The sequence below is a fragment of the Alphaproteobacteria bacterium genome (genome assembly GCA_033762625.1).
Lineage (GTDB): Bacteria > Pseudomonadota > Alphaproteobacteria > UBA9219 > RGZA01 > RGZA01.
Window position 1 is genome coordinate 21,751 of sequence record JANRLI010000021.1, and the last position, 12,489, is coordinate 34,239.

General features: G+C 49.7%; 12 protein-coding genes and 1 tRNA gene. 1 reads left to right on the forward strand and 12 read right to left on the reverse strand.

Going from position 1 to position 12,489, the window contains the following annotated elements; genetic code table 11:
- Nucleotides 1–3 precede the first annotated feature (3 nt).
- From SFW65_09400 to efp, 8 genes are all read right to left on the reverse strand, one after another.
- Nucleotides 4–1,170: a septal ring lytic transglycosylase RlpA family protein gene (locus SFW65_09400; protein MDX1923329.1), complete on the reverse strand. Its 1,167-nt coding sequence runs from the start codon at nt 1,168–1,170 to the stop codon at nt 4–6.
- Nucleotides 1,171–1,262: 92 nt separating this feature from the next.
- Nucleotides 1,263–2,243 carry a lytic murein transglycosylase gene (locus tag SFW65_09405; GenBank protein MDX1923330.1) on the reverse strand — a complete coding sequence of 327 codons (981 nt, stop codon included), beginning with the start codon at nt 2,241–2,243 and terminating at the stop codon, nt 1,263–1,265.
- 5 nt (nt 2,244–2,248) lie between these two features.
- Nucleotides 2,249–2,938 (reverse strand): YdcF family protein, encoded by a 690-nt coding sequence (locus tag SFW65_09410; GenBank protein ID MDX1923331.1) that lies wholly within the window; start codon nt 2,936–2,938, stop codon nt 2,249–2,251.
- Between the two features lie 182 nt (nt 2,939–3,120).
- Nucleotides 3,121–4,188: an aromatic ring-hydroxylating dioxygenase subunit alpha gene (locus tag SFW65_09415; protein ID MDX1923332.1), complete on the reverse strand. Its 1,068-nt coding sequence runs from the start codon at nt 4,186–4,188 to the stop codon at nt 3,121–3,123.
- A gap of 22 nt (nt 4,189–4,210) precedes the next feature.
- Nucleotides 4,211–4,492, reverse strand: coding sequence for a DUF2312 domain-containing protein (locus tag SFW65_09420; GenBank protein MDX1923333.1), 282 nt, complete (start codon nt 4,490–4,492; stop codon nt 4,211–4,213).
- A 45-nt stretch (nt 4,493–4,537) separates the two neighbouring features.
- A complete protein-coding gene (locus SFW65_09425; protein ID MDX1923334.1) occupies nt 4,538–8,083 on the reverse strand; it encodes an OmpA family protein in 3,546 nt (1,181 codons plus the stop codon).
- Nucleotides 8,084–8,251: 168 nt separating this feature from the next.
- The gene (locus SFW65_09430) at nt 8,252–9,049 is read right to left on the reverse strand and encodes an inositol monophosphatase family protein (protein ID MDX1923335.1); all 798 of its coding nucleotides are present in this window, start codon (nt 9,047–9,049) and stop codon (nt 8,252–8,254) included.
- Nucleotides 9,050–9,077: 28 nt separating this feature from the next.
- Nucleotides 9,078–9,641 carry an elongation factor P gene (gene efp / locus SFW65_09435; protein MDX1923336.1) on the reverse strand — a complete coding sequence of 188 codons (564 nt, stop codon included), beginning with the start codon at nt 9,639–9,641 and terminating at the stop codon, nt 9,078–9,080.
- 126 nt (nt 9,642–9,767) lie between these two features.
- Here efp and SFW65_09440 point away from each other — a divergent pair, with 126 nt between their 5' ends.
- Nucleotides 9,768–10,451, forward strand: a complete 684-nt coding sequence (locus tag SFW65_09440; protein ID MDX1923337.1) for a class I SAM-dependent methyltransferase — start codon at nt 9,768–9,770, stop codon at nt 10,449–10,451.
- 12 nt (nt 10,452–10,463) lie between these two features.
- Here the strand turns inward: SFW65_09440 and SFW65_09445 are convergent.
- The 4 genes from SFW65_09445 to SFW65_09460 form a co-directional block, all read right to left on the reverse strand.
- Nucleotides 10,464–10,539: transfer RNA gene (locus SFW65_09445), tRNA-Phe, on the reverse strand.
- 68 nt (nt 10,540–10,607) lie between these two features.
- Nucleotides 10,608–10,805: a DNA gyrase inhibitor YacG gene (yacG, locus tag SFW65_09450; protein ID MDX1923338.1), complete on the reverse strand. Its 198-nt coding sequence runs from the start codon at nt 10,803–10,805 to the stop codon at nt 10,608–10,610.
- 2 nt (nt 10,806–10,807) lie between these two features.
- Nucleotides 10,808–11,914: a ribonuclease E/G gene (locus SFW65_09455; protein MDX1923339.1), complete on the reverse strand. Its 1,107-nt coding sequence runs from the start codon at nt 11,912–11,914 to the stop codon at nt 10,808–10,810.
- Nucleotides 11,898–12,473: a nucleoside triphosphate pyrophosphatase gene (locus SFW65_09460; GenBank protein MDX1923340.1), complete on the reverse strand. Its 576-nt coding sequence runs from the start codon at nt 12,471–12,473 to the stop codon at nt 11,898–11,900. Before SFW65_09460 ends, SFW65_09455 begins: the two co-directional genes overlap by 17 nt.
- Nucleotides 12,474–12,489 lie beyond the last annotated feature (16 nt).

Consider the following 12,489-nt stretch of genomic DNA (forward strand, 5'->3'; position numbering starts at 1 on the left):
AGATTATTCAACAGTAATACGCGCCTGTTTGCTGAGCGGCAGTACTTTGGCAAGTACACGGTCAGCTTCACTCACATTTTTAATTGGCCCAAGCCTTACACGGTAAAGCTTTTTACCTTTCACCGTAATCGGGCTTACATCAGCCTTCGCAATCTTGGAAAGCGATGCCTTTAAGCGGGTTGCATTATCCTGCTGGGCAAATGCGCCAGCTTGAATAAAGATGCGGTCTTTGCCAGTCACCTTCATTTGCTTCACCTGTGGCGCTGGGTAGAAACGCCCTTGAACTGTGTGTCCAGGAACCGTTGTTACCTTGTCACGAACCAATGGTATCGGCGCTTGCAGTGTGCGCTTTGGCGCAGCCGCGGTTGCAACCTTGGTATTACCCGCAGCAACAACTTTGGAAATATCGACGGTTTTGGCGGGTGGCGCTAAATTGCTGGGCGCATCCAATTCAGCAGACTGCACTGAAGTGTCAATCTGCGCATCAGAGTCATTTGCCTGAGGGGCTGATGTTGCATCGAGCGGCACAGCCTCTACGCTTTCAACCTTGGCAGTTTGCGTAATTCCTTCGCCATCCTGCATTTCTGCTTTTGGCATAATAAATTCATCCTTTGGTGATGAACTCTTTGCCGCATATTGCGTTTCTCCGCGGCGAGGTGCGATATAGCCACGTTTTTTAGCAGCATCGGCGATTGCGCGGCTTTCAATCTCCATGATGTCCACTCGCACCTTTGCCGTTCCCTGCCCTGCAAATCCGAGAAGTTCAGCAGCACGCTGCGACATGTCGATGATGCGGTTGTTGGCAAATGGGCCGCGATCATTAATACGAACAACAACGGACTTGCCGTTATCAAGATTGGTTACACGTGCCAGCGATGGCATCGGAAGCGTTCTGTGCGCAGCTGTCAGTTCACCCGGATCAAAGGTTTCGCCGTTTGCCGTGCGCTTACCTTCAAAGCCTGGCCCGTACCACGAAGCAATACCGGTTTCCGAATATTTGAAATCTTCTCGCGGTATGTATTGCACGCCATCAATTTCATAAGGCTCACCGACTTTATATTGTCCGGGTGTGCCGCTGCCTTTTCCATAATCGCGCGTATCTGAACATGCAGAGACAACCACCAGCATGAGCAGCGCAAAAGCGAAGCGAGTTAAATAACGAGATGACATGAAGAATCCTTTTAGCCAAGAACCATCGGGTTTTTGACATTCTTCCAGATTCGGTTACCAAAGCGTAAACAATTTTTGCCTTAATTAACGGCTTATTTATTGCCCAGTTTGTCAGCAATCATGCCGATTGAGGTCGCGAAGTATGTGGATTTGTTCCACTGCATAATCACATTGAAATTATTGTAAACAAGAAAGCTAACCCCATCCGAACCATCGGGCGTAATCAACGATGCCTCCATGTTTTTATTTTCTGGCAAGGCCTTGCCGTTCATTGCTCTTACGCCCATTGCGGCCCATTCACTGATCGGGCGGCGAACATCACGGCCCATGAATTCTTCCGGCACGGGTTTGGTCAACCGCACTTGGCGGCCCCATGTTTCATTGCTGCGCCAACCAATTTCATGCATGTAATTGGCGGCTGATGCCGCTGCATCCGCAACGGAATGCCAAATATCCGTGCGGCCATCCCCGTCAAAATCAACTGCGTATTTCAAGAAGGTCGAAGGCATAAACTGACACCACCCCATCGCCCCTGCCCATGAACCAACCATCTCTTCCTGAGTAATATGGCCTTTATCAATAATCTTTAGCGCGTTAAATAATTCACCTTTAAAAAAAGCAGTGCGCCGTCCATCGTAGGAAAGCGACGTCAACGCAGGGATAATCAGCTCCTCGCCCTGCACGTCTCCAAAATTGCTTTCGATGCTCAAAATCGCTACCAGAAAGCGCGGTTGCACGCCATAGGTATCGCCAATCTGGTTCAACAATACCCGGTTGGCATTGTAAAAACTTTTCGCGCGCTCCATGCGCTGGCTGGTGATAATCTTTTTCCAGTATTGCTGCGCCGTAATCTGGCTTTCGGGCTGTTTTCTGTCTTTTTCGATGATGCTGGGGTCAAATTCCACATTGGCCAAAGCATTATAAGCGGTCTGCGGGCGCACGCCGTGCTGAATGGCTTCCTTTATCAAATCACCCAGCCAGATGCTGTATTCAGGTTTATATTCCTGCGCATGAACAAGAGACGTTTGAAACGCAAGCAAGATGAAGAAGAAAAGTGAGACCAGTTTTTTCATGGAAATTATTGCAATGTTTGTTTGTTGACCGAGCATGTCATGAAATTGTCACTACGACCCATCATGGAATTGAACAGCAGGCCAACATATTCATGTGCTGCTGTATCTAATTTTAATAGCGTTTGCAACAAATCAAACTTGAACTCGAATTTGAATTTTCCGGCTGTTTTATAATCAACAGTATAGGGATAGAACATTGTTTCCGATTTTTCGCCCATTTTCTGGAACAGTCCAAATGCGCGCGGCATATGGAATGCCGATGTCACCAAAAGCCAGTTCTGCTTGGGCGTGATGCTATAAGCATCTTTGGTTTCTTTTGCATCTTCATATGTATTGCGTGATTTGCTTTCAAATATCATGTTGGCTGGCTTTGCGCCAATTTCATCTAAAAACATGCGCACATAATCGGCTTCACCCATGTTCATTTTCTTCAATGAATTGCTGCCTCCGGCATAAACAAACTGCGCGGTTGGATATTGTTTGATAAGTTTAAGCATCGCAAAAATACGCTCGCCGGCATCGTTAAAAGCAATCGCGTTGCGCGCATCGGAAACCGATATATTTACAGCCCCGCCTAAAACCAGTACGCCATCAACACGCATCGGCATTCCTTGGTTGGAATTACACTGCTCCAATGGCAACAACGCCCAATCACCAACTGGAAACATGAACGCAACAACAAAAAAAACGGTCACACACCCGCGTAAAATAATCTTGAAAAGATGTCCTCTGATTAAAAAGCTGAAAAGAAGCAAAAGTACGGCGAAGTGCGCCGGCGAACAAATCGCCCATAAAACTTTGCTAAGCCAGAATGCTATATTGTCCATTCATCGCCATAATTAATTGAGGACCGGATAGGAATTGGACGAATCTGGTGTCAGCTTCGCCAGCGCAATGTTACGTCAGGAACAGGGTTATTAAAAGTACGAGACTCGGACAAAGCCTTTACATATTCCTGCTTTAACTGGAAATACCAGCGCGCCGGAGTATCCGCATCCTTTAGCAATAGCATGGATTTTTCATGGCGCAGCCCTACCTGCTGCTTTGCCACTACATCCTTATCCTGTTTGATAAATCCTTCCATGAATGGCCGGAAAAACGGCTTAATCAGCCCCAGCCAAGGCTGCGTCCAATAAATCAAATGGGTAATTTCGGTTTCTGTTTCGCTGATGGGTGTTACACAGGTCAGGTTAATCACGTGATGTTTATTTTTTTCTTGGCCGATTTGAATATGTTCAATGCGCACACCTGGCAGCGCAAAGAAAATCTCAGTTTCCGGCACACCGCCTAAAATTTTATATCCAAATGAATTGCTGGATGGCTTGTGCTTCTTCATCACAAACCCGAATGGCGATGCACCAAATGCTTTTGCTTTTTCATGGATAGATGCTTTACCGCGCCACCACCATGCCTGATGCACAAATGGCCCGTGTGCAGGATCCATCAATCCAATCACCGCATGATCCATATGGCACGGAAATAACGAACTGGTCCAAAGCCCTGCTTGCGCATCGTTTCCAATACCGGGCAGCACGGGCGGTTTTTGCACCGACACATCTGCAGTCACGCCAGGCTTTTCGGACATGAAAATCCAGATATTGCCTTGTGTTTCTATCACCGGATAGGTGCGCACCTTGATGTTTGTTGGGTCAATGGCTTCATGTCCGGTCAGCCAAGGAATATCACGGCATACGCCTTCCTTATCGAATTTCCAACCGTGATAGCAGCATTCCACCTCGCTGCCATCAAACCTGCCACATGACAATGGCATGGCGCGGTGCGGGCATACATCGCGCAACGCGAATACGGTTCCATCGTCCTTACGTGCGAATAGCACCGGTTCACCCAGCAACGTCTTGGCAACCATCTTGCCTTTGGCAAGCGTCTGCGATGGCAGTGCGTAATACCAAATGTTTCTTAAAAAGAATGGTGCAAATTCAGCCATTTCGACTTTCTAAGAGGTTTTGTTAAAGCATCCCGAGGGCAGCTTTATAAAGCTCAAGAATTTCTTCCTGCTCGGCACGTTCATTACCGTCAATCTTGCGCAGGCGAATAACCTGACGCATCACCTTAACATCAAAGCCTGCCGATTTTGCCTCGGCAAATACATCGCGCACATCTTCGGCCAAGCCTGCCTTTTCTTCTTCAAGGCGTTCAATGCGTTCAATGAGTGTTTTTAGACGGTCACCTGCAAAATTACCTGGGGTTGTTCCGGCACTGACCTTAATGGCGCTGGTTTGAGCGGGCATGATAATCCTTTAAATCGCTAAAAATTGTGGAGCGATTTTGTAGAACTATTTGACCTTAATATCAACCCTGTCATCACCGCGATTATCGCTAGCTGGCCCAACCGCACGTACATCGATACGACTGCTGGCTAATCCCTTACGCATTAAATAGCTGCGCACGGCCAATGCACGGGCCAAGGCCATACGGCGGGATTCCTGCTGGTCGCCATCTGCTGGTGGTGCAGCATAAGCGTTCAAGGTCACGATACTTTTATCGTTACCATTCAATTCATTCATCACACCGTCAAGCGCATTAATCGCACTGCTATCCAATCCCTCCGATGTTGGGGGGAATGTAATCGTTGTCATGTCTTCAGTTGTGGTGGCTGTGGTTGCAGCTTGTTTGTAACGCGGGGTATATAATTTCTTCGGTGCATCCAGTTGTTTGGCTGGCATCGGCGCAATTTCCGGCAACACTTCCGTTACCTTGTGGCTTGGCGTTTGTGTTTCCAGTTTGCCGGGCGACGGGGATACAGGCGCGCTATCAGTCGCAGCTGCGCAACTATTCGATAACCATACGCCGCGTTCAACGCCAGTGGGGCATAGCGTTTGGGTTTCGCCAACAATCACCCCTGTGTAATTGGATGGGTAGCCGCCCTGTTGGCAAGTAATCGTCCAACGCTTCACCGATGGGGTGCATTCATTGCCAGCCTTCGCGGTTGCTTCCGGCACATGCACTTCAGGTGCTGGCGCAGCCGGTGGTGGAACTGGGTCAGGTGTAGCCGTGATCATAGGTGCCTGACATGTGGTGCTGATACCGCCGCCGGAGCCGCTGCACGTCCATACAAATGGACCATTACCGGAAACCGCTGATGCAGTACCACTTCGGCACAAATTATTGATTGGCGCGATATTTACAGGCACGCCATCTGCGCCGCCACATGCGCCATTCACTTGCAAGGGGGCCATACAATTAATTGCGCTGCCACCATTCGCACCTTGGCATGACCACATGAATGGACCGCTACCAATTACAGTGGTTGGCGTGCCTGATGCACACAGATTATCGGTCGGCGGTGCAGTCACACTCACGCCATGCGCTGAACCACACCCAGCATGAACCAGTGGTTGTGAAACACATGTAGCGGTGATACCGCCGCCAGCGCCCTGACATGACCATTGCCATGGGCCGCTACCAGCAACGGCACTTGGCGTACCGGAGTTACATAAACCTGCTGTCGGTGCATCGGATGAACCTGCCTGATGCGCTGGACCGCAAACACCATCAAGTTTCTTGGGCGCCATACAATCCGCCATTGCACCGCCATTTTCCCCGTTGCAAGTCCAATTCCATGGGCCTGTACCGCTAACAGCGCTTGCTGATCCTGACATACATAGATTTTCGGCAGGCGCAACCGCGACGCCAACGCCATGCGCAGCGCCACAAGCAGCATTCAGCAGAATTGGTGCAGAGCAGCTAACCGATGCGCCACCATTTTCACCCGCACACTTCCAATTCCATGGGCCTGCACCGGAAACGGCGCTTGGATTACCCGATGCGCACAATCCGCTATGTGGCGCTGATGTTGCGCCAATGCCGTTGGCTTGACCACATACCCCTTCTTTCAGAACTGGCGCTGTGCAGCTTACAGTCGTATTTTCGCCTGAACCCGTGCAGCTCCAGCTCCATGGGCCTTCGCCAATGACTGCGGTTTCATGGCCAGATTTGCAAAGGCCGGTTGTTGGTGCAGAACCCGTTGCAACATTGTTGGCAGGACCACAAGCACCACTGACCAAGGTATAGACAACGCACTGCGCAGTCACACCGCCATTATCGCCAAAGCAGCTCCAATACCATGGGCCATCTCCGGTGATGCTGGTTGCTTTGCCTGACGAACACAATTTATTGGGCGGCGGTGAAGCTGAGAGCGAGCCATTAGCCGGGCCACATTCGCCATTGATTTGTACGCTGGCTGAACACTTGACCGTTGAACCACCATTGCTGCCATTGCATGACCAGTTCCACGGGCCCTTCCCTGTAACTGCTGACGCCGTGCCTTGTGTGCACAAATTACTTGTTGGTTTGGACGCAAGCCCAACACCATTCACAGCGCCGCATGAACCATGAACCACACCGCCCGCTGCCGGATTGTGCACGCTGGTTGTAACGCGATGCTCACTTGGAGCGACGGTTGATGTTGCTGGTGCTTTTGGGGCTTCTACTACTGCCTCATTCTCTGTCGCTTCATTCATGGCTTCTGCTGATGTGTCAGCAGGCGCTGCAGATTTTACTTCCGGCTTTTCTTCCGATTTCTTTTCATCTTTTTCTTCTGATTTATTTTCTTCAGGCGGCGGGGAAGCCTCGTTACTTGCTTCTTCCGTCGAAATGACTTCACCCTTGGTGGATAAAGGTTCTGGCGCGGCTTTGGTTACAGTGCCATCCGCACTTTGCGAGAAGATAACTTTCCCTTTGTTCATATCGGGCGTTGGCGCACCCCAAATACTCTTTTTCGCGGGATCTTGTGCAGGCGCTGCCTCACCCACAGGTTTAATCATCGGCTCTTTTTGCTGTTCCTTTTCAACGGCTGACGCTGGCACGGTGGCTTGGGTAACACCTGCTGGCGGCGGCGCAACAGGCGGCAAAGCCGCATTCGGCTCAGCCTGTTTTTCCAGTGGCGCAGATGACGGCGTTGGCGTTGCGATTGCAGTCTTATGGCGTGTGATACCGGGGCGTTTCTTGGTATCCCCTGCCGCCGAGAATAGCGAGCGTGGCTTTGCAAATCCTTCAGGCACTTCAGGCTTTGCACTTTCCTTCACCGGTTCGGATGCAGCTTCAATACTGGATACCGAAGTGGCAGACGGCGGGGTTGCTGGTTCTGTGGGTTTTACGGCAGGGGCTGATGCAGCAGGAGATACAGGCGCAATCGCTTCATCTGCCTTCACCGGAATAGCACCATCCGGTGGTTCATTTAAATCACTTAACAATGGTGCGCCGGTTTTAGCTTCTTCTTTTTTTGGCGCTTCTTTGGTTGGCGAAGTTGCGACTTCTTCTTTCTTTGGCTCCTGAGCAACAGGCGGTGTAGCCGGTATTGGCGCAGGCGTTGCTACAGGGCTGATGAGTGGTGCAGCCGCTCCCGCTTTGGGTGTAACTGGCGGCAGTGCCTGAGCAGTTTCGTCTTTTGGTGCAGGATGAAATAATTTTTCGGATGGAATAGCCTGCATCGGCTGCTCCGCAGCAACGGCTGGCGCAACCGGCGCGGTGGTGGTTGCTGGCGCAGGTACAAGCATCGGTGCATCAGGTTGCGCAGCCGGGTCAATGCCTTTGCGCATCGCATTCATTAAATCGTCAGCTTGAACAGCAGCGCCCTTGGCTGCTTTTTTCGGCGCAGATTTATGTGCGTCGTAAAAATCCTTGGAATGCTTTTTTGATGATTTCTTTTTAGCCTTGGCCTTGGAACTGAATAATGGCCTACTTGCTCCTTCTTCCGCTACTGGCGCCGCTTGGTACGCCGCGTCCACATCTTGTACCGCTTCCAACGCCGATGGCGCGGCATGGGCAGGCATGGCAACCCACAAGGCCGCAAGCGCTACAAACAGCAGTGAAAGCTTCAATTTTTGCAAAAGCATCAGGTGAGATAAAGTGAAAGCAGAAAATTAAGGCTTGGATATTAAATGCTTTTTTCACCAAGGGCAAAGCCCATAGTGCGCCATAATGCGTTACAGATTCGATTATTTTTTTAAGTGCAGCGACCGCTGCACCGCCCGCTTATGTGGGCGAGTTTAAATAATAGTATAGGCCGCGCCTAATAACTCGCATAGCTGTTTATGGATGCTTTGGTTGCTAGCCAGCAAATCGCCCTTAAACACAGGGTTATCGTTACGGGTAAATGGGCTGACGCTGCCGCCGGCCTCCATAACCAAGGCGATGCCCGCGGCAACATCCCATGCCTTTAGGTTACGTTCCCAATAGCCATCATAGCGGCCTGCGGCAACATAGGCCAAATCCAGCGATGCCGCACCCATACGACGAATACCTGCCACCTTTGGGGCAACATTTTGTAACTCCGTCATAAAGGTCGGAGACTCATGACCTTTAAATGGAATGCCGGTTGCAATCAGCAAGCTTTCCAAATTCGTGCGCCCCGAAACACGCAAACGGTTTGCGTTCAGATACGCCCCCGCCCCTCGTTCACACCAGAACATTTCATCACGAATGGGTTCATAAACAACACCGGCAATCATCTGATCGCCTTTTGCCAAACCAATCGAAACGGCCCAATGCGGAATGCCGTGCAAGAAATTGCTCGTTCCATCCAGCGGATCAATAATCCATGTGAATTCGGTATCGGGCCTTGATGTTGTGCTTTCCTCTGCCATCAAGCCAAAGGCGGGACGAGCCTTGGTCAATTCAGCACGTAGAATTTCTTCCGCCTTGGTATCGGCATTCGATACAAAGTCGGATGGACCTTTTTTGGAAACTTGCAACTGCTCCACTTCGCCAAAATCGCGCAGCAAAGCCTTGCCCGCTTTTTCGGCGGCTTTCGTCATAACCACCAGATTGGCAGAGCGCAGAGCCATGATGTAATACTCAATTCTTTAATGGATGTTATTTCGCGCGTTCAACGTATGAATTGTCGGATGTATTCACGACAATCTTTTCGCCCGATTCAATAAATGGCGGCACTAGAACCTTAACGCCATTTGACATCTTGGCAGATTTGTATGACGCCGTTGCGGTCTGGCCCTTGGTATGCGGGTCGGCCTCAACAACTTCCAACACAACATGCTTTGGAATTTCAACGGTCAGCGGAATGCCTTCATGCAAACGCACGGTGCAAATCATATTTTCCTGCAAGTACACGGCCTGGTCACCCATGACTTCTTTCGTCACCATCACTTGCTCATAATTTTCTTGATTCATGAACGTGAAGTTTTCGCCATCACCGAACAGGTACTGCATATCTTCTTCATCGATATGCGCTTTCTCAACAGACTCTTGCGTGCGGAAACGAATGTTGGTTTTCACGCCGGTGCGCGCATCGCGCATATCAATTTGCACAATCGCGTTACCTTTACCCGGAATAACAATTTCCGATTTGGCAATAACCCACAGCTTGCCTTCATAATCAATGACGTGTCCGGCACGTAATGTATTTGCGTCAACGCGCATAGTCGAATTCCTATTTAAGTGATTAGAACGAAGGGGAAACTAGTGCTTTTTTTACGAATGTGCAAGAGATGCTTTACATCAAAAAATAAAGGGTTAGCGTTAATAAGGCTAACCCAAACGTGTATTATGAAAAACATCATCGACCACCTAAGGACCAATTTTACGGTCACAAAACCCGACTTCATCGATCTGATGGTTCTGTTGTTTGTCATCGGCTTTGGCTGGCTGGTGGTCGATTTGTGGAACAAGCCGCACGACCTTATCAATATCGCCACCATGCTGGCGGTGATTTATTTTATAATCCGTACGCTGTATGAAAGGGTATTCAACCGCACCAATATCCCCACACTTGAAACGCCATCCATCCTTATCCGCGAAATGGTAAAACTATTAAAAGCTGATTTTAATCAAAAGCAGTCCCCATCCTATCACGTGGTTGATTTTGGCTGCGGCGATGGACAAATCACGCGCAAGGTTGCGCGTACATTGCCACTGGCCGATGTATTGGGTATTGAAAACGCCAAAATTCCCTACACCCAATGCCTGTTCTTTAAAAAATTATTTGGCATCAAGAACGTACGCTACCAGCGATCCGACTTCTTTGATTATGACTGCAAAAATGTTGATGCGGTGGTGATGTATTTAAGCGTGCAGATATCGCAAAAGCTTGGCGAAAAACTGTTCCGCGAATTAAAACCCGGCGCGATAGTAATCTCGAATGAATTTGAATTAAAAGGCCAATGGCCAAAGCCAGAAACCATTGAACGACACACGCCGTTTAAAAACACACTGTATATTTACAGGAAGTAGCTTAAAGAAGAATGGTGCCTGGAGACGGGATTGAACCGCCGACACACGGATTTTCAATCCGTTGCTCTACCAGCTGAGCTACCCAGGCACGCTTCTCAAGAAGCGATGGTTATAAATGCCAAAGGGCTGCCTTGGCAAGCCATTTCCACCCAATTATTAATGGCTCGTTTCTTCAGGATTATCAGGCGGATTTTGGGGGTCGGCGTCCAACGCATCATCGCTTTCACTTGGCTTAACGGGGATAGCGTATGATTCACTAAGCCAGCGGTGTAAATCCACATCCGCGCAGCGGGCGCTGCAAAATGGTTTGTATTTATCCAATGTTGGCTTTTGGCAAATCGGGCATTCGCGCATGGCTATCCTGTTAGCAATTCGCCAAGGCTATACCCGCGCCGTGCGCGGCTGATTTCACATAAACCCAAGCGCGTAAAGCCAAACACATCGCAAGTGCTCGCATCCAACTGCGCGCTTGCATCCAGCATATCTGCAATAGCATCACGGTCATCGCTGCGCTTCATTTTTAGAAAATCGATCAAGATGATACCGCCTAAATTGCGCCAGCGGATTTGGTTCATCACCAGTTGTGCCGCATCATGGTTGATTTCAAAAAAATTCGTACGCTCGCCTCCATTCACGTCAATCACATTCAATGTATCGGTGCGCTCGAATTTTAAATTGCCCCCGCGCGGCAAGGGCACGAGCGGGCTACACAAACTATCGTAAAAGCGTTCCAGATCATTCTGTTCAAATGCACGTTCTATGGGCGTCAAACGAATGTTTGCCAATAAACTGGGGCGCGCCAGACGCACATAATGCGTCATATGTTCCAGATCGAGATTTTTTTCAATGAATACTTGCAACATATTTCCCGCCGCAGCGCCCGCAGCATTCAGCAATGCCTGTTCAAATACACTTGGCGCGGGAATAATGGTTGCGTTCAATACTGTTTGGCCTGCAGCTGCCAATTCGGCGATTTCCTGTTCCATTTCAGGGCGGGTTGCTTTGATGGCACTGCTGCGAATAACCCAACCGCCGGGTTTACCAGCCAAAGCCTTGGTCAAATGTCCCGTTTCTTCGCCCATATCTGCTAGGCGGCGTGATAAATGCACGCCCACCCCAAAAGGCTGGTGCACCACAAACACACCGGGCAATGTAACGGCGCGAGTTAATGCAGGCGCCTTTCCTTCGCGTGGTTCGTTTTTGACTTGTACCCAGATTTTCTGACCACTAACCAAACCGTCATTATCATTCAAGTAACCGTTATCCAGATTTGGAATTTTTATGAAACAACCTTTGCCATTTAATATGCGGTCAACGGTGCCTTGATAAATCGTGCCGGTCAGCTGTGGCTGGGCTACTCGATCAAAAAAGCAATCACGCACATGCTTGCCATGCGAAATAATCGCACGCGCAATGCCGTCTTGTTCATCATAGCTAAGTGTATAATTAGGCGTTGTAGTCATATCCAGCACCTTGCAATAGTTGGGCTGCCTCATGCAAGGGTAAGCCAATCACGTTGGATGGCGAGCCCGACACGTGCTTGATAAATGCAGCTGCACGTCCTTGCAGCGCATAGCCTCCCGCCTTCCCTACTCCTTCGCCTGATTTGACATAGGCGTCGATTTCAGAATCATGCAGGCGCTTAAACGCAACCGTTGTTTCCACAACGCGCGTGAATTCCCTGCCCGCCGGATTGATCACGCACACGCCGCCATACACGCGGTGACGACACCCTGACAGAATTTTTAAACATGTTCGCACCTCGGCATCATCCGCGCATTTGGGCAAAACTTTTGCACGTGCATCCACAACCGTATCACCGGCAATCACAAACGCTGCCGGATATTGTTTGTGCACTGCATTTGCTTTAGCGATCGCAAGGCGCAGCGCGAGCTTTTGCGGCTTTTCATATTTAAGCTGTGTTTCATCACAATTTGGTGACATAACGGAATCTGGCTTAATGCCGATTTGCGCCAATAATTCCAAACGGCGCGGCGATGTGGAGGCAAGGATCAGCTTCATAATTCCGCTTAATCTA